We start from the raw sequence: 24,889 nt of genomic DNA on the forward strand, positions 1-24,889 counted from the left end.
ACCTTCTCAAGCTTGATACTTCAGTGAAGGCTGGTATCAAGAACAAACGTAAAACCTGTGGCTGGGATGAAGACTATATGATGAAAGTGCTTGGGCTGATTGATTCTTGATCATGTTTTTGCCCTGGTGTTACCCTCGGTTGATGAAGTGTTTCCGGATCTGCCCACTATTGATGCCGGGTTGAATGGCAAGGTAAAAACACTTGAAGAATACAGTGACTACATTTCGGGTGCCGGTTCAACCTTCGGTGGTTTTGTTGTTGACTTACCCGGTACATTGACGGGTGGGGCGGACCTGGGGTACAGCCTGACTCACCTTAAAGGGGTTATTGATAAATACAACTATGGCAGGCTTGCCAAGGCGATCAGAAGTGGAGAACTGGATGGCGTTCCCGACTGGAAAGCCTCTCTCCAGAATTCGTTAAATGACTTTAATGAAGGGGCCGGGGATCAAACGTCTTTTCAAAAAGGCCTTGATAAATTGTCTACCGGCGCGACGGTGGCAACCTCCCTGTTTGGCGTTGTTCATGGGGGAATCAATATTGCCGCAGGGACCGAAAAAGAGGGTAGAGATCGGGATCTGCGCATAGCCGGTGGCGCCCTGGGAGTGACAAAAGGCATCTATACCCTGTCCAGTGTTGTTATCAGCAAGATTGCCACAAAAGCGGGTGGGGAGACGGCAGAGAAAATTGCCAAGTTTTTCAATAAAGCCGCGTTGCAGAAAGAAATTGCCAATGTTGGTTTTTCCGCCTCTTCTGGCTTGACCAAAGCGGGGGTCGGCTTTGCTACAGTGGTTGGCAGCATGATGGCCATTGGGATGGGGGCTGTCAGTATTACCAAAAATGCCTTTGCCGCAGATAATGCCTTCAAAAGTGGTAATTCCAGCCGTGGGGCCATGTATGCCGCCATGGCTGCGATCGATGGGATCAGTATGGTTCTGGATGTGGCCAGCCTGATCTGTGACTTTGTTCCAGGCATTGGTACTGCCATTTCTTTCGTTCTTGACTGCGTTAACTTTGTGCTGTCGGGGGTGAATACCCTGATGGGCTTTTTTGCCGACCAGCTGGATAACCGGACACCGGAGCAAAAATTGAATGAGCAGCTGGACAATTACATTGATTCAGATGCGTTTAACCAGTTTATAGATAACCAGGCCAATGTCTTTAAAGAGCAGGGGTATGATGCCTTTGAATATATGATCGACGCTGAAGAGGCCGGGCTCGAGCAGCAGGGCATTGATAATCTTCGCGAATTTGTCAGAACCAAAAGAAAAGCGCTGACCGAAAAGGCAGAGCAATACTATGACGACCCGAATGTGCGTATGGCGTTGATTGATGGAACCGCCAGTGGTAATACCTTAAATGGCCGGGAAAATGATGATTACCTTGATGGCCGCAAAGGGAATGACATTATTTATGGCCATGGCGGCAACGATATCATCATTGGCGGAACCGGTGATGATCAACTGTTTGGTGGCAAAGGTGACGATACTCTTGATGGGGGAACCGGTGTTGACACTATAGAGGGTGGCGAAGGTAACGATACCGCACGTGCCGGGCTAGGGGATGATATTGTCAATATGGGGCCAGGCAATGATGTCATCAAAGGATTGCTTGGGCAGGATACGCTTGATGGCGGTGAAGGTGCTCAAGATACGCTGAGCGTGGAGCAGATGTTTGATTCTCTGGCCTCCCGGTCTCTCGCCGTTGACTGGGAACTGCCCAATAACGAAAAGTGGGGGGATTCCAGGGATGGGACCTATAAGGCGGTTGCCAATATGAGTAACTGGCAGCATTATGCTCCGGCACAAGAGCCTGCAATTGGTTTTGACGTAGACCTGTCTCAGCAAAAAGCCCGGGCACTGCCGGATCTGCAATCGCTTTCAGATATTGATCAGGGGCTCTATAACCAGCGCTATTTTCCGCCGGTGGTTGTTGATGAAATACTCGGTACGGTTACCTACGATTTCAGTGCCTTTTATTTGCTGGATTCCCTTCCCGATATTTCGATGATTGACTGGATCAACTGGAGTGAGGACGGAAACCAGCACTACCTTTCCCCGATGCATCACTCTGGATTCCAGGGCCCGGGAAGCTGGAGTTATCATGTGATGAATGAAGCACCTGATGCCGAGATCAAGGCGGGTTATGACGCTTACATGGGAGATGCAGAGCGGAATGGCCGAAAGGTTTATGTGCTTGGAGGTTCCCAGCTGAAGTTCAACCAGGACTTTGGTTATACGAATATGGTGGCGTTGACGGATGGCAATACTCTGTTTCTGTTTGATCACCGATATGGGTATATCAATATTGATAAAAGCACCCTTGAGTCCATGGCGGGTGGCGCAAATGCCAACTTGCAATCCGCTGCCGGTTTTTATCGTTATTTAATGGATAAAATCGGTGCTGGTGGTTCCCTTAATAATATTGAAAACGTAATAGGCTCCCAGTTTAATGATGTGTTGAAAGGGGATGAAAAAGCCAATGTACTGATTGCCGGAGAGGGTACTGACACTCTCGAAGGTCATGGTGGCGATGATGTACTGGGGGCTTCAGGTGCCGGTCAGAAGACGCTGGATGGTGGCGAAGGCACCGATACCGTCAGTTATGCAGACAGCAGTTCATCCGTGACAGTGAATCTGGAGACCGGTGTTGCCACAGAGGGTGACGAGCAGGATTCACTGGTCAGTATAGAGAGCGTTGTCGGCTCATCCCATGGAGATACCATTACTGGCAGTGAGGGTGCCAATCAGATTATTGCCGGTGCCGGGAATGACACTGTCCATGCTGGCGGTGGCAATGATTATGTGGATGGTGGCACCGGTGCCAATGTTTTAAATGGCGGTGCAGGCTCCGATACCGTTGGTTTTTCAAAGCTTGATGGTGTCTCTGTATCACTGGCCAGCGGTGAAGCATCCACTGCAGCCAATCCCCTGGAAAAAACCACCCTGACTCAATTTGAAAACATTACCGGCAGTGAAGGGGATGACAGCCTTCTTGAGGGGGATAGTGGCAGCAATGTGATTTACGGTGGCAAAGGGAATGACAATCTCTACGGCCTGGGCGGTGACGACACCTTATTAGGGGGTGAAGACCACGATTACCTTTTCGGTGGTGAGGGCAATGACCGGCTGTCCGGGGGGGATGGCATTGATACGATCAGCGGTGGTGACGGGGTTGATATAGTCGATTACAGCTTGAGTGAATCAGACCGGCAACGGAGCCTGAATATCCAGCTGGACGACAATGGGATGACCACTTTTGCCCGGGACAGGACCACCAATGACATCATCGACAAGCTGACCAGTGTTGAAGGTCTGGCAGGGGGTGACGGTGATGACCTGCTGGTGGGCAATTCACAAGCCAATCAGCTTTCTGGCGGTGCCGGTGATGACACCCTGAAAGGTCTTCAGGGTAATGATGTGCTGGTGGCGGATGGCGGTACTGATTCTTTATTCGGTGGGGAAGGTAAGGATATTTTTCAGATCAAGGCCGGTGGTCATGGGGTTATTGATGAAACAGATAATGGTAATGCCCTTGCTATCGATGGTGTTTCAATCGATCAGATAAAAGCAGTATTGAACCCGGATACCGGCTCAATCCAGTTTATCAAAGAAGACGATGGCAGTGTGTTGTTTGAAGACGTTGAGTCAGGACGACAGTTGTCGGGCTGGCAGGGGCAGGCAGACGATGCCCAGACCCTTGAGCTGGTAAAAAGTTTTGTGAGCCGTTTTTCTACGATTCGGATTGGCGACCAGGTACTGAACCAGAATTCGGTTATTAACTGGATCAGCCGCTCTATCTGGCAATTTTCAGCGTCGTCGGACGCTTCAGTGGTTCAGGCCAATGGGCTGTCCAACTATATTGAATCCAGCATGGCCCGGGGAACGATTCAGGCGGGAGGAGGTAATGATGTTATTCACGTGCTCTCAGGCCAGGCGGATATTGATACCGGAGCGGGCCAGGACTATGTGGATGTCAGTCAGAACACGACTCAGGGAAGTGAGCAGACCGTTATCAATATAGGCGAGTTTGCGGCTGTAGAGGTGGGTCAGAGCAGTCTGGTCCAGCTCAATACTTCTGAAAATGCCAGCTTCTCTCTGGTGCTCCATGGGGCGATTGAGGACTGGCAGTTGGATTCCGATGGATTATCCATCATCAGTAATGAGGGGGGCAGGGTTGAGCTCACCCGGCAACCGGAGAGTATCATTTTTGCCGGTGACGAGCGCAAAATCGTTATTCAGGATGTTGCTGAATATTATCGGTCGACCAGCCAGGGTACGACTTACCAGCATCGTTGGGAGCTGGCAGGGGATGGCAGAATGGTGATGAACCTGCCTGATGTACAGCAGTCTGATGTTTCTGTCTCTGTCATTACTGAAGGCGATAGTCGTTTTGTGACCCTGAAGCAGGGAGGCGAGATCCTGCTGAAAGAAGCCGTCCCTGCTGATGCCCCTGAAGGAGCGAATGCCGGTGACCTGATCATGAGCCGGATTAAGGGCATCCGCTTCAGTGATCAACTGATTCAGGATGATGCACTGGGAGCGTTCATAACTGAAGCTGTGGCAGTGGATCAGGGGCAGCCGTCCGGGGATGTTCAGCCTGCAAGTAAGGAGGTTGCTGGTGCGGTTATTAATATTGTGATCGAAAATGCCTCTTTTGAATCCAGAGTGATCAGCAGTGACTATACCCTCGAACGGGACGTACCAGGCTGGACGCTGCAGGGCGGGAATACGGCTTCTTTCAAGGATCTGGAAAACAGGGCCGTCGATGGTGGCGCCTCCTCCGGAACCAATATGATGGTCATTGATAACGGTGGGTCCATCAGCCAGACTCTGGTGGAAACATTTGATGCTTCTGCGGACTATCAGTTGTCTGTGGATCTGGCCAACTATCGATATGGTCACGTTTCCAGTACCCGGGTCAGCTTATGGGCCGGGGAGCAGCAAATAGGAGCCGCTGACTTCTCAGCTTCGCAAATGGCAGAGCTTTTCGATTATGGTAAATGGAGCACCTTGACCATGGACATTGATGGTTCTGCCCATGAAGCGGCTGATGGCCAGCAGCTCCGGGTGGAGGTGGCGAACCTTTCAAATGATGATGGTCACTGGGATGAGATCAATGTTGACCATCTTCGCCTGGCGAAACTGACGGGTGCCATGGCAACCTTTGATAGCGGTTCAGCAGGAGGACTGGATTCCGGGGCATCAGCGGCGGAAACCTATCGGATACAGCCTGTTATTATCCCGTCTGTGTCGTAATCGGTTCTTTTTTCTAGACTAATCGGGGGCTCTTAAAGAGCCCCTTTTCTTTTCTGCGGCTGCTAGGGGGCGTTATCAACTGTGCGACCAGTCAGCCACCTCTTGCCTGCGCCAGGCCCGGCGCGAGTTGCGTAGTGTGGTCATTCCACATAAGCAGCGAGCAACACAGCATGGCGCAGGCAAGGGGTGGCCCTTCGGGTTGGCCGCACAAGCGCTCATGCAGCGTCGAATGTCTTGAACAGGGAATACCATGCCCTGCGTCATTCTCCTTGCCTGAGCGCTTGTGTGACCAACTGACCAGACGTTCAGTTGATAACGCCCCCTAGTGAAACTTGTTGAAAACGGATGTGTTACCCTTGGCACAACTCACTTAACCGGAATGATTGATGAATTCATGGGGTTGCTCCCTCAAAGGGGGCTGGAATCAGGCGACACCCGGGCAGAAACGGGCCTGGGGACTGTGGTTGCTGGTGCTGGTACTGCTGACGGTCAAATGCATCACTGCTCCCCTGGAGCGGACAGTGGCGGGGAATTATCTTATGGCCGGTCAGCAGTGGCTGGCAGGAGAAAGTATTTATTCCCATGGCCACGGTTATCTTTATCTGCCTGAATTTGCCTTTCTCTACTCATGGCTGACCCCTCTGCCGGTCTGGCTGTCTGAGCTGGCAGGGCGCCTGGTACAGATGTTTCTGCTCCTCTGGGGGCTTTTGCAGTTTTGTCAGTTTATGGAGCGCCAGGGAGAGAAAAGTGCCTTTCCCTGGATGACCCTGGTGATAGTTCTGATCGGGTTTTCCAGTTTCAGAAACGGCCAGACCAATATTGGCCTGATAGGCCTGACCCTCCTGTCAGTGATGGCCCTGCTCCATGAGCGCTGGTGGCAGGCTGCGGTGTTTATGACGCTTGGGTTGATCTTCAAGCCTACCTTTATTGTCTTTTATCTGCTGGCGGGGGCTCTTTTCCGCCCAATGTACTGGCGCCTGCCCATTGGGTTATTGCTGGCTTTCTGGATACCGGTGCTGTTCAGTCATTTTGACTATGTCTGGGCACAGCATGTGGCGTTTGTTGAGAACCTGCTGGTGACGGTGGACATCGGTGTCAAGAAAGCGGCCTGGGCCAGCTTTTTCGGGATTTTTCCCCAGGTGTTCGGGTTTTACATTCCTGACCTGCTTCAGCATGGGGTTCGGCTGGTTCTGGCACCGGTCACCCTGCTTCTGGCCTGGAGGGTGAAACAGAAGTCAGATCCACAGACCCTGGCTTTTTATCTCTATGCACTGCCGGTGTGCTACCTGATGCTGTTTAACCCCAGGAATGAAAACAATGACTTTGCCCTGATGGCGCCGTTGCTGGGTTACTGGTTGGCAGTGGCTATCAACCGGGCTCATGGGAAAGCGCTGGTCTGGCTGATCAGCCTGTTGATTGTGGGTACCCTGTTCTCCTATGATCTCTCGAAATTGGTCACGCCAGAATACAATGCCTGGATGGCGCCATTAATGGCGACGGTTTTTTCTGCATTTATTCTGATAAGGCTTTTCCGAAACCGGCCACTTCATTGATCCAGGTTAAGGCCTTTTACTGGGCTTCTGGTTATTATGTAGGCAATTTTTGTCGTAGGCTGTAACGAGTAGATATGTCCCGTTTAGCACTGTTATTCATGAGCTGTGAGGGCCAGACCCGTAAAATCATGGACCGGATTGGCTTCTGTCTGGAGCAGTCCGGCCACAGTGTCATAATTGCCTCTATTGATGAACTGGCTGATGACTTTTCACTGGAGTCATACGACGGCGTCATTCTTGGCTGCTCTATCCGGTATGGCAGGCACCATAAGGCATTTGTCGAGTTTATCCACGAGCATCAGGAGGCTCTGGCAAAGATGCCGGGCTACTTCTTCTCCACCAACCTTACGGCCAGAAAACCGGAACGAAGCCAGCCGTTCAATAATCGTTACCTGCAGAAATTCCTGAAACGGATACCCTGGACGCCAGACCGGGTAGAGGTGTTTGCCGGGGCGCTGCTTTATACCCGTTATGGCTTTCTGGATAAGGTCATGATTCAGCTGATCATGAAGATCACCGGTGGTCCCACGGACACCCGGCAGGATACCGAGTTTACGGACTGGAAGCGGGTCAGGGATTTTGCCGCGCAGATCGATCGGGACTTTCAGGCCCTGGTCACTGACGCGGCCTGAGCCGGGTTATTTCCTGGCCGGTGAACGAAAGGGTTCCGGGTCACGGCCAAAGGCCAGGGCAAATAGAATGGAAAAACCATACACGGCAGGCATGATCAGGCTGGTAGCCAGTATTATGTTGTCCATGGGGAGTTCCTGTTTTTTTTATTGTTATTCACGATACCTATCCTATTCCCTGGTTTTGGCAAAAGTCAAAAACAGGCACCCTCCCCTTGGCTGATTGAGTCAGCAGGAAGCTAACGCTTTTGCCAGGGACTTCTCTTATTAAACCGCGGATGCCAGTAATGCCTTCAGGGTCTTCTGCACTTTAGCCAGAGCCTGTGGTTGGGTGAGCCTGCCCGTTCGCACGTGATAAATCCCGTTTCGCAGGCAGCAAATGCAATTGTCGATCAGTAGCTCAGCGTCCTCCCGGGATAACCCCAGCGCCTGATAGCCCTGCACCCAGCGATGTTCATAGCGACGGCGCACTTCTTCCAGAAAACCGGCAAATTCCGGGGTCAGCAACGGTGCGCTGCGCAGGGATATGGCTGCCAGACCTTTGCTTTCTGTCAGCTTCCACAAAGTGGTGATCAGTGCTTCCGCTATCTCGCTATTACCCGAAGACATTCCTGTAATGGCACTGGACTGGATGTCGAGGGACAGTTGCCGATCCAGGGCGTCGTAAAAATCGGCGGTAATGGCAATGTAGATATCGTGTTTCCTGGGAAAGTAGCGATAGACCAGGGGACGGGTGCAGCCGGCACGCGCTGCAATCAGGGAATGTTTCAGGTTTTCACAGCCCTCTGAAGCGATGATGTCACTGGCCACCGCAATTAACTGTTGCCGACGCAGGTCGGCGGATTTTCCAGTCAGCGTTGCTTCCGCATCCGGCATTTCTTTTGTCTGTTGATGGGCAATCATCCTGTAGGGCCTGATCAGTGTTCCAATGAATTTTTATTTTACATATTGTCAGCCTATTTACAAAGTGTTAACTTCGCTTTTGACAAAATGTAAATAACAATCAGACCACCGCAAACAGGTGGCCTCAGGGAGAATGGAGAAAAGCGGTATGACTGGATTAAAGCGTTATGGTCAGTGGGCTGTGATCGCAGGGGGGTCAGAGGGCATTGGTCAGGCTTTTGCCCACCAGCTGGCCAGCGAAGGGGTCAACCTGGTGCTGCTGGCTCGCCGGAAGGAGCCCCTGGCGGAGTGTGCGGCGGGCATTGAAAAGCAATTTCCTTCCGTTCAGGTGAAAACCATCGCGGTCGACCTTTGCTCCGATCGAGTGCTGGAGACGATACGTCCGGTGTGTGATGACCTGGAAGTGGGGATGCTGATCTATAACGCCGGTGCCACCCACGGTCATGCCCGGTTTCTGGATAACGATCTTGATCAGGCCCTCTCTCTGGTCAAACTGAATTGTGATGCACCTCTGATGATGGCCCATTATTTTGGCCGGAAAATGCGTGAGCGCCAGCGGGGTGCCATGATGTTCCTGACCTCCATGGTGGGGTTGGCGGGGTCAGCCCACGTTGTTTCCTACAGCGCCACCAAAGCGTTTGATCATGTGTTTGCTGAGGCACTCTGGCACGATCTGGCTCCGGACAACATTGATGTGCTCAGTCTGGTGGTGGGTGCCACGGATACGCCTGCCGCCTCCCGCAGCAGTCTTGACTTTTCCGGCAACAGCCAGGTGATGACGGCGGAAGAAGTGGCCCGGGAAGGCCTTGAGAACCTGGGGAACGGTCCTTTGTGGATTGCCGGTGAACAAAACCGTGCGATTGCCGGTCTGTTATTTCACCCGGACCGGCGCCGGGCGGTGGAAACTCTCAGTTGCGGTGCTGCCGCGGTTTATGGGCTGGAGTATCAGCCGGTAAAACAGTCGGTTAAACAGCCTGTCAAGGAAGGGGAGTGAAAGCCATGGACTGGAAACCACAACCACGCCCCCAGTGGGTTGAAGAAGTGAATCGCTCGTTGAGGGAGTGCGGCTGGCCTGAAGCTGGCTTTCCCTCCATGGAAAAAGAGACCCTGCTGGATGAGGCCTCACGCCGCCGGGGAGGGCTCAACGATTTTGGCGAACCTGATTACGTTGAGGCCCTGGATAAACTGCTCTGGTCTGTCCAGCATGAAGCCAATCTGAACCCCGTCGGCTTGATGATCACCCGGGATGAGATCGTCAATGCCCTGGAGTGTCGTCTATGGCTGGAAGATCTTTACCGTCGCCATCCGGAAATAGACGACGAAGTTATTGAAAAACCGGTGTTTGTCTGTGGTATGGGGCGCTCAGGGACCAGTATTGTCCATGAGAGCCTGGCTGCAGCATCCTGTCACCAGAGCCTGAGTAGCTGGGAGATGCGCTCCCCCTGGGCTTATGAGATGCCGGACGATCTTGCGGAAGCGGAGAAAGACAAAGCCTGGCAGGCGGTGGCCCATAACTGGTATGGCCCGGCACCGGAGCTGGAAGCCATGCACCAGATGGGGCGGGATATGGCCCAGGAGTGCGCCTGGGTGCTGATTTACAGTTTCTGTGCGGACTATTTCGGTAATGCGGTTCTGAATGTGCCGGGCTACCAGCAATGGATGATGGGCAGTGACAAGACCTACAGCTACCAATATTACCGCCGTTACCTGAAAGCCATTCAGTGGCTGCGGGGGGATGAGGCGAAAGGGAAACGCTGGGTATTAAAAACACCGACCCATAATTTCTATATTGATACCATCCGTTCGGTTTTTCCCGATGCCAAAATAGTCTGGACCCATCGGGACCCCATCAAAACCCTGGCCTCCGGGGTGAATATGAGGGCAACCCTGGCTTACAGCCGTTCTGACCAGGTTTTTAATGTCAAAGAGCTGGCCGCTATGGCCCTGGCCGGTTTGCCCATGTTGTTTCAATGGGCCACTCAGCTGGATGAACGTTCACCGGAAAACCAGATGGCCCACCTGCTGTATGCTGATTTTATGGTTTCTCCGGAGTCGGCCCTCAGGGAGGTTCTGGAAAAGCTGGAGTTGTCCAGTGACCAGGCGACGCTGGATGCCTGTATGGCGTACCTGAAAAGCCGCCCACAGCACAGCAAAGGTGTGAATCGATACAGCGTCGATATTCTGGGCATCGATGATATGGACTCGGCCAAAGCCAGCTTTGACCGTTATATCGAGTATTTCAATGTGCCATGGGAAGTGACCGGATGAATGCACTGAAAGAGAAACACCAGGAGTGGGTTTCCTTTCAGCAGCAGCTGGTGGAATCCCTCTGGGCACAGGTCCCGGTTGATGATGAGAGCGTTATGGCTGAAGGGGTTCAATATTTGAACCGCCTGTTCAGCACGGCTTCATTGATGTGGCTGGACAAAAACGACCCGTTGCACCCTGAGTGGTATCGCGACACCGATGAGATCAGAAAGCTGACTCTGGATAACCCTGATAACTACTACCTGCGGGCCAGAGTGTCGTCGGGGCACCAGTATCGGGTGACGGGGAAGTTGGGTGACGCGGTGTACAACGGCTTTGGCATTGAGACTTCCCATATGGAAGAAGGGGGGCATCGGATGTTGTCCCAGGTCGAGCTGGAATCCATGGCGGATGACCAGGGGTATTTTGACTTTCTACTGGGAGGTGAACCCTCAGGGGATCACTGGCTGCCCCTGGAGGAAGATGCCTGCTTTGTGTTTTACCGGCAAACCTTTCTCAAACGGGATCGGGCAGACTGGCAGCTCGCGGAAATTGCCATTAAACGGGTTGATGGAAAACCGGTGGAGAACCAGGTTCGAACCACCGGGAAGCAGCTCGTGGAAAACCTCGACAGTGCCATGGGGTTCTGTAAATTCTGGACCGGCCGTGATTCTGTTATCCGTCGTCTGTTGACGAGCATGCCCAATCAGATCTTCTACGCCGGACGAAACCAGAGGAATGCTGCCGGCGACCAGAATATTGATTATATGCCGGGGTATTGGCAGCTTGAGCCTGATGAGGCTCTGGTCATCACCCTTACCCCCACGGATAACTTTGTCTACTGGGGCCTGCAGCTGGCGAATGTGTGGTGTGAATCCCTGGACTACACGACCATTAACTGTCATTTGAACCACCACACTGCGGCTCCCAACGGAGATGGCAGTTATACCCTGGTGATTGCCGGTGAAAACCCGGGGGTTGCCAACTGGCTGGATACCGCTGGGCATGGCCAGGGCGTTTTCTCCCTGCGCTGGCTTAAGTCAGAGCAGGAGCCCTCTCTGCCCGAAGTCACTGTGAAAAAAATAAGGGACTTGTCATGACTTCTCCAATGACTATGGATTTTACTGGAAAAGTGGCACTGGTGACCGGCGCGGCGTCGGGCATTGGCCGTGAAATTGCCACCACTTTTGTCCGCCACGGAGCAAAAGTGCTGGCAGCTGATATTTATGAAGATGGCCTGAAAAGCCTGCAGGAGGAGCTGGGTGATCAATGCGTAACGGCCCTGTGCGATGTTACCCGGGAATCCCAGCACCAGGCACTGATGGCCACCCTTGAAGAAAACTGTGGCAGTCTGGATGTTGCGGTAAACTGCGCGGGTGGTGCGCCCATTGCGCCGTTACTGGAAATCACGGAAAAGGACTGGAGCCAGTACGTAGATCTGAACCTCAAGAGCGTGTTTCTGGGGATTAAACATCAGGGGCTGTTTTTTCGCGCCCAGGGTAAGGGCGGGGGAATCATCAATATTTCCTCGGTAACTGCTTCCCTGGCGGCCATCGGCTTTGGGCATTATGTCAGCGCCAAAAGCGGCGTAGAGCACCTCACGCGAATTGCGGCTGAGGAGTTTTCCGCCCTGGGCGTCCGGGTGCTGGCGGTGGCGCCGGGGATGGTGGCAACAGAGAACTCCAGGTTCATTACTGCCAATGAGGCCATTCTGAAGGGGTATCTGCCAAACGTGCCGGCAGGACGGGTTGGACAAACGGCAGATGTTGCCAATACCGTTCTGTTTCTGGCCTCCGATCATGCCTCCTATATCAATGGTTCGGTCATCCAGGTGGATGGTGGCCACAAAGCCAATGGTGGCTGGTATGACCTGGCGAATATAAAAAGCTACTACCAGGGTTAGTTGTGTTGCGCTTCGCTGCAACCCACGCAAGGCCTGCAATCAGGGGGTATTCCAAAATGTATTCTGGAATGCCGCAGGTTGCTGCTGAGCGCAGCGAAGCGCAACAGAACCCTTGCCAGTTAAAGCATTTCCGTGTTACTGATTTCTTATGTGTTTCTGCAGGGGAGCTGGTTTACGCCAGCTTCACCTTTCTGGGTGTTTCCCTGTCAGGAAAATGGTCATCAATGGATGTCAACGGGATGGGTCATCAACCAAGATGCAAAAAGTCGTTTACTTTCTGCTACCCGTTATCCTGAGCTGGGCTCTGCCCGGTTTTGCTCAGGGCTTGAAAAGCCAGCTGACCCCTGGGGGCATTCTGGTGGGAAAGACTCAGCCGGACAGCCGGATTTTCTATCAGGAGCGGGAGGTGCGGGTGGCACCGGATGGCCGCTTCATTATTGGTTTTGGCCGGGATGCTGCGTTGCAACAGTCTTACCGGGAAACAAGAGCCGACGGTTCCTCGCAGAGAGTAGCATTAACCCTGAAGCCACGTACCTACAATATTCAGCGGGTGTCCGGCATCGCCCGTAAATATGTGACCCCGGATGAGAGGGTATTGTCCCGCATTCGCCAGGAAGCTGAGCAGGTGCGTCAGGCCCGTCGGGAAGATACCCGGCAGGGGGATTTCTTCAAGGGGTTTGACTGGCCTGTGAAAGGGCGGATCAGTGGTGTTTATGGCAGCCAGCGTTATTACAATGGTAAGCCCGGCCGGCCCCATTATGGCCTGGATGTTGCCGTGCCTACAGGAACTCCCGTGATTGCCCCGGCCAATGGAGTGGTCCGGCTGGCGTCACCGGACCTGTACTATTCCGGTGGCACCATTATTGTGGATCACGGCCATGGCCTGTTTTCCAGCTTTCTTCACCTGAGTAAAGTATCCGTCCAGCCCGGTGACCACATAAAGCGTGGGGCGGTGATTGGCCTGGTCGGAGCCACCGGACGTGCCACCGGCGCCCATCTGGACTGGCGCTATAACTGGTTTGACAAGCGACTGGACCCGGCGCTTCTTACGTTACCTTAAACAATATTTCCATCTGCCGGGATAATCTCCACAGCAAAAAGCCCACATTTCTCAATCAAACTGTAATGATGTTGGTCCTGGTTGAGATAGCAGTCTCTGGATTGGTTTTTCTACATGTGATAACAATATAAGCTTCGAAATTATACCCTTGTTAAAGTCAAACGTAATATTACGCCTTAAGGGAATATCTTTAATGGCAAGCCATTGAACTGCCCAATGAATTCCAAACGTTCAAAAGGATAATTATATGGGAACGCTAACGGTAAGGAACTGCACAATTTGGGATGTTCATTATTGGCGCCAAGGCGGAAGAAGCAAAGCGGTTGTCAAACCAGGAAAAGAGGGAGCTTATGATTGGGGAGCCACTTATACATTGGGAGTTAAACGCGAAAATGTAAAGCCAGACGGGAAGCACTATCGTCATGCGGTTAATCAGAATGGTACTTACTATATTGTCTGGGACAGTGCTAATGAAAAGCTTGATATATTAACTGAGGCCGGTGCTTCTGTGTACCCTCGATCCCCTGATAACAAATATCTTTCAAATTGGTTTAAGGCAAACCCTCAATGGATGAGCAGTCTCGATGGTACTCTGACGCTGGACAAGTTTTCCATCCCTGGTACCCATGACTCTGGTACTGAGAAGATTGGCCCCGGCCCAGCAAATACCCAGAACTTCGGTATAGCTAAACAGTTGGAAGACGGTGTTCGTTTCCTGGATATCAGGGTGACAAGGCAAAAAAACAGCGGTGATCCTCTTAAAGTCATGCATGGGATTGTAAGCTGTAAAATTAGTTTTGGAGAAGTTCTCAATAGCTGCACTGCTTTCCTGAGGGAAAATAAACGAGAAACCATCATTATGCTGATAGACGCAGCTACGAAGAATAGCGGTGACATTGAAGCGGGATTTAAAACCTATCTCGCGCAGGATCAGTACAAGGGGCTCTTCTATTTAGACGGCGTTATTCCCCCTTTGGATAAAATAAGAGGCAAGATAATTTTGTTTCGAAGGTTCAAAATCGAAGGGGCTGGCATTATGGGGATAAACCTTTCAGAGGGCTGGGAAGAAAATAAAACATTCAGTTTAACAACACCGGATGGGGTCAAATTTGAAATTGAAGACCAGTACCAGCAACACGATACCCATAAAAAAGCAGAAGTTGTGCAAGACTGTTTGAATAAGGCCATTAATAAGCCCGACGACGGTATCATGCATATCACCTATAACAGTATCTCTTTTCATGGTGCCCGAACACCTTACCAATATGCGTGGGGTGGTAATGGTGTTAAGCCTGCACTGAATGTATGCCTTGAACCCTATCTGGCAGGAAAAGCAGGTGAAAGAAGGTACGGTGTTATCATGCTGGACTTCTATAATAATCATGGCAGTGATAATGCTAATGTTGACTCCATAATTAAGTCGAATGCTGGGTTTTTATCAACAAATTAACTAAAACACTTATGGTCATTTGATTGCATGTGGGCACAAGTACGCCCGTTGAGCGATCACACCTCACCTCAGAAGAAAACGGAAAGATCGGCATCAGGCATGCCTGAAAAAAGACCAGCTAACTCCATGGGTTGGGTAGGTAGAGTGAAGCCGAAGCCGAAACAGAGGCCGTTGATAAGTAAAGATTGCCCTCTTTTCTTCGCCGTGGATACTCTCAGGCATGCATGCACTGACGTCTATGCCGCGTGGTGAACCTGAGAGGGCTAAGCGAGTGGTTATTGCAAACACAGGCGCTAACATCCAAGCAGCAAAACAAGAGGTCGAAAAACTCTGGTATGAAGGAAAAAATCCCCAAACCAGGCCGCCAATAATATTTCTTACCCTCCTGCATGTTGACAACCATCATACCAGCTCCTCTCTTCCACTCTCCCTTCCTGTGGTACAATCCCTCTTAAGGTTGCCAACTATTTGTCGTGTAAGTGATCTCAGGTGCTGAAAATCCTGGAGCCCTCAATAATCGCTAATAGCTGTACGAAAGTGCATTTAAATTGGGTTGATATTTCTGTAGCTTATCGAGAATAAAAGAAGGGGCACTACCTCTTTGTTAATCTGAAATAACTGGCTTTCTGGTCAGGTCTGGTTGATGTCACGCTGCACGACACCTATTTTACAAGAAGGCTTCATTTATACACTGGCTTGCCGGTTTGTTTACCGGGAAGCATTTGATGGATATGGAATGAATATTGGGCTTTTTCAGACAATGAACAATAAACGCCTGCAAATGGTTATGATGTTGCTGGTGGCGGTGGTGCTGTATTGTTCCCCGGTGCTTGCTCAGGTTCCGGGGGCAGGGGGGGGAGAAAGCGTCAGGCACAGAATACTGCCTGCAGCGTCGGAAGCCTTGATCGACCAGGTGGTTGAGAGGGGGGTACTCAGGGTTGGTCTGGCTACTTTTGAACCCTGGGTCATGAAAAAGCCGGACGGTCAGCTGTATGGCTACGATATCGATGTATCCCGCAAGCTGGCCTCTGAGCTGGGGGTGAAGGTAGCGTTTACGGAGTTTGCCTGGGAATCGTTACTGCCGGCTTTGCTGGATAAAAAGATTGATATCATTATCAGTGGCTTGACCATGACCACCCCACGGAACCTGAAGGTGAATTTTACCCTTCCCTATTCGAACTCAGGAGTTCAGCTGCTGGTCAGCCGGCATTCGCCCAGGAAGCTGGAGTCCCTCAAAGACGTTAACCAGCCCTCTGTTACCCTGGTGCTGGTGAAGGATACGGTGTCCGTTGCCCTGGCCCGTGAGCGGTTTCCAGAGGTCAGGGTATTGCTGGTAGACTCTGAAACTCAGGTTCTTGAGGCGATAAAATCGGGTAAAGCCGATGCAACAATGGCCACAACCCCTGTTCCTGAACGGCTTGCGGCACGTTATCCCAGGCAGTTTTTTATGCCTGTTTACAGTCAGCTTCAACGCTACAGTGAAGCTTTTGCCATTCGTAAAGGGGATCCGGACAGTCTCAATGTCCTGAACAACTGGATTGTTCAGCGCCTGGAGGATGGGTGGCTGCAGCAGCGTCGTGATTACTGGTTTACGGAAGCGACAAAGGATAATCAGCCTCCCGGAGACTGAGAAGCATTACAGGAGACTCAGCCATGACACTTTTTTCCCGGCAGCAAAAGCCTGGCTCTGAAGAGGCGCTTCCCGGTCGCCGGTCGCCCCTGGAGGTGCCTGAGGCCCATTTTGTTAACGGTCATCCTCTGGTTCCTCCTTTTCCTGAGGCGTTCGAGACCCTGTATCTTGGCATGGGCTGCTTCTGGGGAGCGGAAAGACGGTTCTGGCAATTGGCCGGGGTGTACACAACCGCTGTCGGCTATGCCGGTGGTAGTACCCCCAATCCCCATTATGAAGAAGTGTGTTCCGGCGGTACTGGCCACGCAGAAGTGGTGATGGTGGTTTATGATCCAGCCATGATTTCTGTGGCAGAGCTGCTCAAGGTGTTTTGGGAGTCCCATGACCCCACTCAGGGCATGAGGCAGGGGAATGATGTTGGCAGCCAGTACCGTTCGGTGATTTATACCACCACCGCAGAACAATACCATCAGGCTTCGCGCACCTGTCTTGAGTATGAGCAGGCTCTTCAGAAGGGGGGATACTCTTCTGTGACCACTGAAATCCGGGAAGCCCCGGTTTTTTATTATGGGGAAGAGTACCACCAGCAGTATCTGGCGAAAAATCCGGGTGGGTATTGTGGGCTTGGGGGGACGGGGGTGTGCCTGCCTCCGGCAGAAAGCAGCCGCTGATAAAAAAAACGGGCAGCCCTAACGAGTGTCGGGTGCCCGGACGCAGTTTGCTGAACGAATTCTGCCAGTCATTCCATGGGATCGACTGACTCCCAGCAGCCAGTGGTGCTGCAATCTTCCTGAACCAGGAAAAACCACTGCCTGCTGGAATAATGATCAGGTTAGTTCAGCCTTTTTTCTGTCGCCATGTGTAAAGTACTTGAAGTGCTGCGCCATACACTTATATCTTGTTGCGCACCAGGTCTCTTACCAGAAATCTTGATGGATGAATGGCGTTCATCAGGGGGGCTGGAATGGGGGCTTTCGTCTGCCCGGTAATCCTGTCCGCCAGTAACTCTCCAGACAGAGGGCAGGAAATCATCCCCCGTGAGCCATGGCCGGCATTAATATACAGCCCTTCCAGATAGTCCGGTGTTTCCTGAAAACGGTACTTCCGGTTTTTGCGCAATGGCGCATATCGTTCAATAAACCGATCATAATCGACGATGGCCCCAACCACTGGCAAGTAGTCCGGCGTCGTACAGCGAAAGCCCACCCTTCCTCCGGTAATTTCAGCTTGTTCTGCCCCCATGGCCTGGTAGATTGCGGGAAACCATTGAGCCTGCATGTCCAGGTTTTGCTGATGATCCCTGTGAGTGACAACAGGGCTGTTGTCGCCAAAGTTAAAGGTTGCTCCGGTGGTGTGAAAGCTGTCAGGGCTATCAATGTCTCCTCCAGCAACAGAGGGGGCAATATAGCCCTCGCCACAGACGCAGGTGGTCAGGCGACGGCTTTTTACGGTGCTTTTTACCTGGGTAATCTGGCCGCGGATGCTTTTCAGTGGAATGTGCTGGAGGGCTGGCAATGAATTGCTGGCAGTCCCCTGGGCGATCACCACTGTTTTGCTGTCAGCCAGGGGCTGGTTCCCGGATTTAATCAGCCATCCACTGTCGTGCTTCTCAAGGGCGTCGACACTGCAACCCGACAATACCTGGATATTGGGGTGACTTGCCAAAGCTCTGCAAAGGGCAGGAGGGTGAACCCAGCCCGAGCCAGGAAAGAAAAGACCACTGTGCTCCAGAGGGAGTCCGGCGATGTCCGACAGTTGTTCTTTATTCAGGAACTCAAGCAGAGTGTCCGGATGTTGTTGATTCAGCAACTGGTATCGCTGCCTGGTTTTATCATCAATGGCCAGCTGGATCACACCACAGGCTTGCCATTCATGTTCAGGCAGATCCAATGTTTCCAGCAGAGACAGTGTGTATTGGTAGCCCTTCAGAATAAACTGACTCAGAGGTGTACTGTCTGCCGAGAGTTTGGCATAAAGAATCCCCTGAGGGTTACCGGAGGCTTCACGGGCCAGGGCTTCGTGCTGCTCAATAAGGGTTACCTGCCAGCCTCGTCTGGCCAGTGACCATGCGGTACTGGTGCCCGCGATACCACCGCCAATCACTGTGGCGGTTTTATCGGGGTTATGGTGTCTATAAGGCTCAAACCAGGGTTGAGGCTGGGGGATTGTCATGACTGCTTTCCACCCGGCTCAATCAGCGATCCGGCGATCATATCCCGCTTTTTACCAAAGCCAGGCAGTTTGTTGATTGAAAACCCGGCACTTTTTAAGCCATCCCGCACGACTCTGGCTGCCGTGAAAGTTGCGTAAGTAGCGCCTGTGTCGCTTTTCTCTGCCATCAGCCGGAACAGCTCCGGTTGCCACATTTGTGGATTTTTGGCCGGCGCAAAACCGTCCAGAAACCAGCAGTTGACCCTCGACTTCAGGCCAGGCAGGGTGTCCATCACATCTCCCAGAAGTACCTGAAGCTTCACCCGCCCTCCCTGAAAGGCAAGATCAATCCCCTCTTCGTGTATCCGATACTGGCGGGTCAGCTCCAGAGACAGAGGTTCCAGTTCGGTGAATACCGCCAGTGCTCTGGCCAGGTCTTCCCTGGACATAGGGTATTTTTCAGTGCTGATGAAATGGAGAACGCTGTTCCGGGGCGCTTTTTCAAGAAACAGCTGGCAGGCGCAGAGAAAGTTAAGCCCGGTACCAAACCCGGTTTCACCAATGGTGAAGGTCTGGCCCGGTGCCAGTGAGGCGAATCGCTCCGGCAGCCGGTTCTGCTGAAGAAAAACGTAGCGGGTTTCCTCAAGACCGGATGCCCGGGAAAAGTAGACATCGTCAAACTGGCGGGAAATCGGCTGGTGGTTTTCCCAGTCCAGGCGGGCGGTGGTGATGGCGTTTTCTGTCATGGAGTTCAGTGTTGGAGAACGTTGATCCGGCTTTGATGAAGAAAAGGAAAAAACGAAGAAGCATAGTGGTTGTGTCTGGTCGGGTAAAGCGCAATTAAACCGCAAAAAGGTTAAGTTGAACTGAAAAAGGATAACGGAAATGTCGGTTTCATCACCACCCGCAACAGGCTAGAATGCGCCGTTTTCTTTCTGGCTCCGGGATTGAAGAACTCCGGACCCTTTATTGTCTGAGCCTTTGTTGCCTGAATAATAGCCATGAGGTGAATCATGCGGTTGATACTGGCGCCGATGGAAGGCGTTATGGATCATGATATGAGGGATCTGCTGACCGCAGTCAATACCTTCGATTTGTGCGTTACCGAGTTTGTCCGGGTGACCGATACGCTGCTGCCCAACCGGGTTTTTTATCGCACCTGCCCGGAGTTGAAGCAGGGGAGCCGCACATCCAACGGAACGCCTGTACGGCTTCAGCTGTTAGGTAGCAACCCGGAGTATATGGCCCTTAATGCCGCCAGAGCGGTGAAACTGGGGTCGCCGGGCATTGATTTGAATTTTGGCTGCCCTAAAGATTGGTATCCTACACAAAACGACAAAAGGAAAAACCTGTCGTTTATGTGCTCTGAACATTAGGCGTGAACCATAATTTGCAGTTAAGATTGCCTCTCAAGCAGTCTTGATTTACGATCAGCACGATTACCTGTGACACCGGGGAATAATCACCACGCGTGAAAAAAACCGGGGGGCCACGCCTAATGGCCAGAGTGAGCTGGTAATTACCGCTGAAGCGGATCACTCAAAAATTAGGCATGACCATGAAAACCTTCACCCTGGCCATACTGGCCGACACCTGCACGCCCTCCGTCCTTCGCTACGCCCATATCCCTGCTGACTCCTATCCCGACGCTGTCGAGCTGGCCGGGCGCATTGGCGCCGTTGTCTGCGGCTGGAGGTGGGCATGAGCTACATGAACCACCGCCTCACCGTGCGCCGTATGCGCGCTGCGGTGGATGAGCTGACCAACCCTGCACTCCAGCAGTTTGCCGGGCTGACCGTCACCAGAGGCGGCAATGACGGCTACCCGAAACGTGGTTTCTACCTGCACCTGGTGCCGGTTATTCATGGCACCTGGGTCACTGAGGACGCCTTTCTGGTTTACCAGAGCGACGGGTCGGCCAAGACGCTGCAATCCCCACAGGCGGTCATGAACTTCGCCAGCCGCTATGGCATTGACCTGACGCGGGTGCGGTTTCTGGAGGGCAGCGTATGAGCAGGGGCGTGTTTGTCACCGATGAGCAGGTGAGGCTGACCGGCAACGCCAATACCGCCCGGTTTCTGGCCCAGTGCCTGTACTGGTCCACCCGGGACGTCGTAGAGCGGCGTCAGGGGTGGTTCTACAAGACGCGGGATGAATGGCAGGCCGAGACCTGGCTGAGCCGCTATCAGCAGGAGAAGGCCCGTGAGCGGCTTCGGGAGCTGGGTGTGCTGCAGGAACGTCGTGAACGGCTGAATACGGGCATCCGGTTGTGGTTTCGACTGGACAGACAGTTATTAAACGTGTTGATTAACCAGTCAGTTAATGAGGATTCAGAGGAATCCTCTACTACCTTGTACGATAGTACTAGTTTTACAGGTATAAAAGAAGATAAAGAAGATATAGAAGTGATGGATAAAAACAGCTGTATCCCTACAGAGAGTAAGTCTGTAGAGGATACAGACACACCCTCTATTAACTCTTATATACCTGTAATTCAAACAAACGTTGGTCTTAGTGAAAAACACTGTAAAACGCCTGAAATCCACGCCGCCCAGTACCTCGCGTGCCATCCACTGATCTACCAGTTTATCCGGACGCGCCTGGCCATTGCCCCGCGCAACCCGCAGCACCTTGACCTGATTAACCGCTTTTGCCAGCAGGGCATGACGGAGTCCCTGGTGGCGGAGGTGTTTGAGGACTTTGTCCACCGTCATGGCGGCACCATTGTCCGATGGTACAAAGAACAGCTGTCGGTTGAGGTTGAACCACTGTCCAGTTTTGATATTGCCGAGGTGAAAAATGTGGGTTCAGATGGATTTGATAAACGACCATGACTTAACAAAAAAACCGGTATTGAAAACCGATACACCTGACCACTTAATCAGACAATTTTATGGGCAAAATTTCCTGAACGGATGGTTAAAAGTAAAACATTCGGTCAGTTTTAAAACGGTTATAAAGGATTCAATTTTTAATAACCGTTAAGCGTGTTTTTTTAAACACACCTAAGCAAATTAAAGAATTAATTCATTTTCGTCTGTGCGCTTAGTGTCGCAAGGCATTGTGTTTTAGAACAAATACCGAGTTAAATACGAAGAAAATAGTGAATTAATTATGAATGGGATTTTTTCACAGGCTCTTATCCGGCACGCTGGTTTTGGTTTGACCGCCGTGCTCAGCGCAGTGTTGTCGGTGTTGCTGCTGACCTCGGTGGCCAATAGCTGGTCAACCGTCCTGATTCTGACCGCTGTGGCAGTGGTTCTGGAACTGGGAAAATGGTGCGCCTTATACGACCGTCGTTCAATAATTGCCGCCGCGCTGGTGAGCGTTTCCGTGCTCGGTTCCGCCGGTGGAATTGGCCGTGCTGTCAGCATTGAGGCGGACCAGACCGACCATATTGCGCAGCAGCGCCTATTGGTGGCCACCGAAATCCGCCAGAACAACCAGGCCATCGAGACTTACCTGGCCATGGACCGCATCCAGAACCACGCCCTGCCTCTTCAGCAGCGCAATGCACAGCTGCGTGAACAGCTGGCCAGCCTGCCATCGCCGGAGGTCTCCGAACTGGCGGCGGCGCTGAACCTGCTGGCGAGCCTCACCGGTGTGCCGCTGGCGTGGGTCACCGCTGCCGTGGTGTTGCTGCTGGCGATACTGGTGGATGTGCTGGGCTGGCTGTTCCTGCCGACAAACCTTCCTGATCCGGAACAGGAAGCTTCCCGGCCTTCCCGGCCCGGCAATGTCGAAACCCTGTCCAGCAGCTATCCGGCCTTTCGGAAAATGCAGCTGACCCGGCGGGATAACGGCGAGCCGGTGCTCAGCCAGCGTGCCTGCATCCGCCAGGGCTATCCGGACAAGCAGGTGCGGCGGTATTTTCAGAGGCTGGCGGACGAGGGGACTATCGAGAAGAGCGGCGGGGTGTTCCGGTGGTCTGGTCTGCAGTCTTCCCTTCCGTTTGATAAACTGTTAAATACGGATAAAAACAACCGAAAAAAGGCTGTAATCGGATAAAATGTGTTGTATAATAACCTCATGAACGGCAACGAATTGCTTAAGAAGCTCAGGAAACTGGCGAGGATAAGAGATGAACAGCTCAGACTGCTCAAGGCAAGAGGTAAAGGTTCACACGGCACGCTGTATTGGGGCGACCGCCGCACCACCATGAAGGACCCCAAAAAGGAAATCGGGACAGGTCTTTTGAAAAGCATGCTGGAAGACCTTGGGCTGAACAAAGACGATATAGAGGGGCTTTAAGCCCCCGGGAGTCACAACCATGAGAATACAATATCCCGCCACCGTAAGCCGTGATGAGGATGGCCGCTATCTGGTGAAGTTCCATGACTTTGGCTGGGGCGGCACGGATGGCGAGACGCTTGCTGAAGCGTTGTCTGAAGCGGCTGACTGCCTGGATGAGCTGATTGCTACCACCCTGGACAGCAACGAAACGTTGCCGGTGCCAGGCGACATGCTGGCGGTCAATGTTTATCCGGTAGCGCCCTCAGCATTGATGGCGGCCAAGGCGGCCGTTTACAGTGAGCAAAAGCGCAGAAATCACAAAAAGGTTGAGCTGGCAGCGCAGGTCGGTAAAAACGAGAAGTTCATCCGTACCCTGATGGACCCCCATGCCGGTTCAAAAATCCAGAGCATTGAGGAAGTGCTGCATGCCATGGGTAAACGGCTGGTGATCAGTGTTGAGGATGATCTGGTAGCACGGCTGTGAATACTCAACTGGAAATACAGGAAGACCTGGACGATGCCCAGGCCTATCGAGAAGCCAAAGCTGCACTGGCCAGTGGCGAGGATGAGCTGATCCCGGCCAGCGTGGTGGACCGGCTGCTCAATGAGAACCCGGTGCGGGTCTGGCGCGAGTATCGAGGCCTGAAGCAGAACGACCTGGCCACCCGGGTCGGCATTACGGCATCGCTGCTGAGCCAGATTGAAAACGGCAGCAAGCAGGGATCGCTGGAGACCCTGAAGAAGCTGGCGCAGGCACTGAAGGTGGATCTGGATGATCTTGTTTAATCACTTATAACCAGCAGTACTTGAAAAGCCGTCAATTAAGCCTACACTCTTTCCCTACGCTAGGTAGATAGCGCCTGCTGTTTACCTGTTTGATTAACTGAGTTGACTACTTTCTTACTTCAAAGCCTCATTCGGGGCTTTTTTTGTGCCTGGACGAATCCCCACACCGTGTCGCAAACCGGGCTGCCCGGCGATCACTTCTGACCGTCAGGGATACTGCCCGAAGCACCGGCGACCGCCACCGGACCCGAAGCAGCGACGCCAGAGCGACCGCAAGCGACCCAATGCTTACCGGCGAGGCTATGGCGCTGACTGGCAGAAGGCCCGGCGGCTGTTCCTGAAAGACCAGCCGCTCTGCCGCACCTGTGCCGAACGCGGTCTGCTGGTTGCGGCCACGGTGGTCGATCACATCGTGCCCCACAAGGGCAGCGCTGCGCTGTTCTGGGATCGGGATAACTGGCAGCCGTTGTGCAAGCGCTGCCATGACCGCAAGACGGTGGGGGAACGCCAGGCCTGGTACTGAATTTCGCCACCTGCCGCAAAGAATGCACCACTGCATTAGCCGCAGCGGTGGGTGGCGATCCTGTTATGAAAGCACTGTTGACCATTTCATTGTTGTTATGCAGTGCCTGTACCTGGCTCAGCCAGTCAATGACCGGCCCGCACCTGCGAGCCGCCCTGGACGAGTGTGTGGACAACAACCTGGACGTGCTGGTCTACCAGAGGCCGGACCAGTCGGTGATGGCCGTGCGATGCATACCCAAAGCTGATCAGGTCAGCAAGACCATCAAGGCCAGGCCTTACGTGCCCATGAAGATACTGCGGCCGGTGATGAAGCTGGACGAGGTTACGGACTGAGCAGCAGGCCAATGAACACACCGATGGCCAGGGCAGCGACGGTGCAGGTGATGCAGACCAGTGTCCACCGACGGTTCAGTCGGCGCAGGGTGATCGGGCTGTCGTTCAGGTTCATGGCGTGGCTCCAGCGCGGCGCGACAGTCTACCGATGAGGCTGGATATTCGCAAGGCCGGGGAGGGGGAGGTCAAATCTCTACCACCTGTGCGCAAGACCGTTCGGCCGCAGT

At 52.8% G+C, this 24,889-nt stretch carries 24 protein-coding genes; 20 read left to right on the plus strand and 4 right to left on the minus strand.

What is annotated here, in order from left to right:
* Positions 1–99 precede the first annotated feature (99 nt).
* The 3 genes from ACNRUY_RS03570 (at position 100) to hemG (ending at position 7,444) form a co-directional block, all read left to right on the plus strand.
* Complete coding sequence (locus tag ACNRUY_RS03570) at positions 100–5,259, plus strand: hypothetical protein (protein WP_488110270.1); 5,160 nt, start codon at positions 100–102, stop codon at positions 5,257–5,259.
* A 386-nt stretch (positions 5,260–5,645) separates the two neighbouring features.
* Complete coding sequence (locus tag ACNRUY_RS03575; protein WP_488110271.1) at positions 5,646–6,812, plus strand: glycosyltransferase family 87 protein; 1,167 nt, start codon at positions 5,646–5,648, stop codon at positions 6,810–6,812.
* 74 nt (positions 6,813–6,886) lie between these two features.
* Positions 6,887–7,444, plus strand: coding sequence for a menaquinone-dependent protoporphyrinogen IX dehydrogenase (hemG, locus tag ACNRUY_RS03580; RefSeq protein WP_488110272.1), 558 nt, complete (start codon positions 6,887–6,889; stop codon positions 7,442–7,444).
* 264 nt (positions 7,445–7,708) lie between these two features.
* Here the strand turns inward: hemG and ACNRUY_RS03585 are convergent, their stop codons facing one another.
* Entirely contained in the window at positions 7,709–8,344 is a 636-nt protein-coding gene (locus ACNRUY_RS03585; RefSeq protein WP_488110273.1) for a TetR/AcrR family transcriptional regulator, read from the minus strand.
* A gap of 148 nt (positions 8,345–8,492) precedes the next feature.
* On the opposite strand from ACNRUY_RS03585, the gene ACNRUY_RS03590 reads away from it, so the two are divergent.
* The 8 genes from ACNRUY_RS03590 to msrA all read left to right on the plus strand — a co-directional run bounded on the left by ACNRUY_RS03590 (position 8,493) and on the right by msrA (position 17,305).
* Positions 8,493–9,338, plus strand: a complete 846-nt coding sequence (locus ACNRUY_RS03590) for an SDR family NAD(P)-dependent oxidoreductase (protein WP_488110274.1) — start codon at positions 8,493–8,495, stop codon at positions 9,336–9,338.
* A 5-nt stretch (positions 9,339–9,343) separates the two neighbouring features.
* Positions 9,344–10,612, plus strand: a complete 1,269-nt coding sequence (locus tag ACNRUY_RS03595) for a sulfotransferase family protein (protein ID WP_488110275.1) — start codon at positions 9,344–9,346, stop codon at positions 10,610–10,612.
* A complete protein-coding gene (locus tag ACNRUY_RS03600) occupies positions 10,609–11,691 on the plus strand; it encodes a hypothetical protein (RefSeq protein WP_488110276.1) in 1,083 nt (360 codons plus the stop codon). Before ACNRUY_RS03595 ends, ACNRUY_RS03600 begins: the two co-directional genes overlap by 4 nt.
* Complete coding sequence (locus ACNRUY_RS03605) at positions 11,688–12,494, plus strand: SDR family NAD(P)-dependent oxidoreductase (protein WP_488110277.1); 807 nt, start codon at positions 11,688–11,690, stop codon at positions 12,492–12,494. The genes ACNRUY_RS03600 and ACNRUY_RS03605 overlap by 4 nt, the downstream gene beginning before the upstream one ends.
* A 256-nt stretch (positions 12,495–12,750) precedes the next feature.
* Positions 12,751–13,554, plus strand: a complete 804-nt coding sequence (locus ACNRUY_RS03610) for a M23 family metallopeptidase (RefSeq protein ID WP_488110278.1) — start codon at positions 12,751–12,753, stop codon at positions 13,552–13,554.
* A 247-nt stretch (positions 13,555–13,801) separates the two neighbouring features.
* Positions 13,802–15,004 carry a phosphatidylinositol-specific phospholipase C gene (locus tag ACNRUY_RS03615; RefSeq protein ID WP_488110279.1) on the plus strand — a complete coding sequence of 401 codons (1,203 nt, stop codon included), beginning with the start codon at positions 13,802–13,804 and terminating at the stop codon, positions 15,002–15,004.
* A gap of 736 nt (positions 15,005–15,740) precedes the next feature.
* Positions 15,741–16,634, plus strand: coding sequence for a transporter substrate-binding domain-containing protein (locus tag ACNRUY_RS03620; protein ID WP_488110280.1), 894 nt, complete (start codon positions 15,741–15,743; stop codon positions 16,632–16,634).
* 23 nt (positions 16,635–16,657) lie between these two features.
* Positions 16,658–17,305: a peptide-methionine (S)-S-oxide reductase MsrA gene (gene msrA, locus ACNRUY_RS03625; protein WP_488110281.1), complete on the plus strand. Its 648-nt coding sequence runs from the start codon at positions 16,658–16,660 to the stop codon at positions 17,303–17,305.
* Positions 17,306–17,525: 220 nt separating this feature from the next.
* On the opposite strand, the gene mnmC1 is transcribed toward msrA, so the two are convergent.
* Positions 17,526–18,806, minus strand: a complete 1,281-nt coding sequence (gene mnmC1 / locus ACNRUY_RS03630; protein ID WP_488110282.1) for an FAD-dependent 5-carboxymethylaminomethyl-2-thiouridine(34) oxidoreductase MnmC1 — start codon at positions 18,804–18,806, stop codon at positions 17,526–17,528.
* On the minus strand, positions 18,803–19,531 hold the full coding sequence (gene mnmC2, locus ACNRUY_RS03635) for a tRNA (5-methylaminomethyl-2-thiouridine)(34)-methyltransferase MnmC2 (RefSeq protein ID WP_488110283.1): 729 nt from the start codon (positions 19,529–19,531) through the stop codon (positions 18,803–18,805). Before mnmC2 ends, mnmC1 begins: the two co-directional genes overlap by 4 nt.
* A 267-nt stretch (positions 19,532–19,798) precedes the next feature.
* On the opposite strand from mnmC2, the gene ACNRUY_RS03640 reads away from it, so the two are divergent.
* The 9 genes from ACNRUY_RS03640 to ACNRUY_RS03680 all read left to right on the plus strand — a co-directional run bounded on the left by ACNRUY_RS03640 (position 19,799) and on the right by ACNRUY_RS03680 (position 24,662).
* The gene (locus ACNRUY_RS03640; RefSeq protein WP_488110284.1) at positions 19,799–20,161 is read left to right on the plus strand and encodes a tRNA-dihydrouridine synthase; all 363 of its coding nucleotides are present in this window, start codon (positions 19,799–19,801) and stop codon (positions 20,159–20,161) included.
* A 325-nt stretch (positions 20,162–20,486) separates the two neighbouring features.
* Entirely contained in the window at positions 20,487–20,798 is a 312-nt protein-coding gene (locus ACNRUY_RS03645) for a hypothetical protein (protein WP_488110285.1), read from the plus strand.
* Entirely contained in the window at positions 20,795–21,619 is an 825-nt protein-coding gene (locus ACNRUY_RS03650) for a hypothetical protein (RefSeq protein ID WP_488110286.1), read from the plus strand. The genes ACNRUY_RS03645 and ACNRUY_RS03650 overlap by 4 nt, the downstream gene beginning before the upstream one ends.
* Before the next feature lie 280 nt (positions 21,620–21,899).
* The gene (locus ACNRUY_RS03655) at positions 21,900–22,793 is read left to right on the plus strand and encodes a hypothetical protein (RefSeq protein ID WP_488110287.1); all 894 of its coding nucleotides are present in this window, start codon (positions 21,900–21,902) and stop codon (positions 22,791–22,793) included.
* Between the two features lie 21 nt (positions 22,794–22,814).
* Positions 22,815–23,036: a type II toxin-antitoxin system HicA family toxin gene (locus tag ACNRUY_RS03660; RefSeq protein ID WP_488110288.1), complete on the plus strand. Its 222-nt coding sequence runs from the start codon at positions 22,815–22,817 to the stop codon at positions 23,034–23,036.
* A 19-nt stretch (positions 23,037–23,055) separates the two neighbouring features.
* Complete coding sequence (locus tag ACNRUY_RS03665; RefSeq protein ID WP_488110289.1) at positions 23,056–23,502, plus strand: type II toxin-antitoxin system HicB family antitoxin; 447 nt, start codon at positions 23,056–23,058, stop codon at positions 23,500–23,502.
* Positions 23,499–23,804 carry a helix-turn-helix domain-containing protein gene (locus ACNRUY_RS03670; RefSeq protein ID WP_488110290.1) on the plus strand — a complete coding sequence of 102 codons (306 nt, stop codon included), beginning with the start codon at positions 23,499–23,501 and terminating at the stop codon, positions 23,802–23,804. Before ACNRUY_RS03665 ends, ACNRUY_RS03670 begins: the two co-directional genes overlap by 4 nt.
* 145 nt (positions 23,805–23,949) lie before the next feature.
* Positions 23,950–24,327 (plus strand): HNH endonuclease, encoded by a 378-nt coding sequence (locus ACNRUY_RS03675; protein WP_488110291.1) that lies wholly within the window; start codon positions 23,950–23,952, stop codon positions 24,325–24,327.
* 65 nt (positions 24,328–24,392) lie between these two features.
* The gene (locus ACNRUY_RS03680) at positions 24,393–24,662 is read left to right on the plus strand and encodes a hypothetical protein (protein ID WP_488110292.1); all 270 of its coding nucleotides are present in this window, start codon (positions 24,393–24,395) and stop codon (positions 24,660–24,662) included.
* On the opposite strand, the gene ACNRUY_RS03685 is transcribed toward ACNRUY_RS03680, so the two are convergent.
* Positions 24,652–24,777, minus strand: coding sequence for a hypothetical protein (locus ACNRUY_RS03685; RefSeq protein WP_488110293.1), 126 nt, complete (start codon positions 24,775–24,777; stop codon positions 24,652–24,654). The genes ACNRUY_RS03680 and ACNRUY_RS03685 overlap by 11 nt on opposite strands.
* Between the last annotated feature and the right edge of the window lie 112 nt (positions 24,778–24,889).

It is taken from the genome of Endozoicomonas sp. Z74 (genome assembly GCF_057680865.1).

Coding starts and splice junctions, on each gene's coding strand:
- ACNRUY_RS03600 (WP_488110276.1), top strand. CDS start 10,609: ATGAATGCACTGAAAGAGAAACACCAGGAGTGGGTTTCCTTTCAGCAG.
- ACNRUY_RS03620 (WP_488110280.1), top strand. CDS start 15,741: ATGAATATTGGGCTTTTTCAGACAATGAACAATAAACGCCTGCAAATG.
- ACNRUY_RS03590 (WP_488110274.1), top strand. CDS start 8,493: ATGACTGGATTAAAGCGTTATGGTCAGTGGGCTGTGATCGCAGGGGGG.
- ACNRUY_RS03660 (WP_488110288.1), top strand. CDS start 22,815: ATGAACGGCAACGAATTGCTTAAGAAGCTCAGGAAACTGGCGAGGATA.
- ACNRUY_RS03655 (WP_488110287.1), top strand. CDS start 21,900: ATGAATGGGATTTTTTCACAGGCTCTTATCCGGCACGCTGGTTTTGGT.
- ACNRUY_RS03640 (WP_488110284.1), top strand. CDS start 19,799: ATGCGGTTGATACTGGCGCCGATGGAAGGCGTTATGGATCATGATATG.
- ACNRUY_RS03610 (WP_488110278.1), top strand. CDS start 12,751: ATGCAAAAAGTCGTTTACTTTCTGCTACCCGTTATCCTGAGCTGGGCT.
- msrA (WP_488110281.1), top strand. CDS start 16,658: ATGACACTTTTTTCCCGGCAGCAAAAGCCTGGCTCTGAAGAGGCGCTT.
- hemG (WP_488110272.1), top strand. CDS start 6,887: ATGTCCCGTTTAGCACTGTTATTCATGAGCTGTGAGGGCCAGACCCGT.
- ACNRUY_RS03585 (WP_488110273.1), bottom strand. CDS start 8,344: ATGATTGCCCATCAACAGACAAAAGAAATGCCGGATGCGGAAGCAACG.
- ACNRUY_RS03665 (WP_488110289.1), top strand. CDS start 23,056: ATGAGAATACAATATCCCGCCACCGTAAGCCGTGATGAGGATGGCCGC.
- ACNRUY_RS03650 (WP_488110286.1), top strand. CDS start 20,795: ATGAGCAGGGGCGTGTTTGTCACCGATGAGCAGGTGAGGCTGACCGGC.
- ACNRUY_RS03615 (WP_488110279.1), top strand. CDS start 13,802: ATGGGAACGCTAACGGTAAGGAACTGCACAATTTGGGATGTTCATTAT.
- ACNRUY_RS03595 (WP_488110275.1), top strand. CDS start 9,344: ATGGACTGGAAACCACAACCACGCCCCCAGTGGGTTGAAGAAGTGAAT.
- ACNRUY_RS03605 (WP_488110277.1), top strand. CDS start 11,688: ATGACTTCTCCAATGACTATGGATTTTACTGGAAAAGTGGCACTGGTG.
- ACNRUY_RS03645 (WP_488110285.1), top strand. CDS start 20,487: ATGAGCTACATGAACCACCGCCTCACCGTGCGCCGTATGCGCGCTGCG.
- ACNRUY_RS03685 (WP_488110293.1), bottom strand. CDS start 24,777: ATGAACCTGAACGACAGCCCGATCACCCTGCGCCGACTGAACCGTCGG.
- ACNRUY_RS03680 (WP_488110292.1), top strand. CDS start 24,393: ATGAAAGCACTGTTGACCATTTCATTGTTGTTATGCAGTGCCTGTACC.
- mnmC2 (WP_488110283.1), bottom strand. CDS start 19,531: ATGACAGAAAACGCCATCACCACCGCCCGCCTGGACTGGGAAAACCAC.
- ACNRUY_RS03575 (WP_488110271.1), top strand. CDS start 5,646: ATGAATTCATGGGGTTGCTCCCTCAAAGGGGGCTGGAATCAGGCGACA.
- mnmC1 (WP_488110282.1), bottom strand. CDS start 18,806: ATGACAATCCCCCAGCCTCAACCCTGGTTTGAGCCTTATAGACACCAT.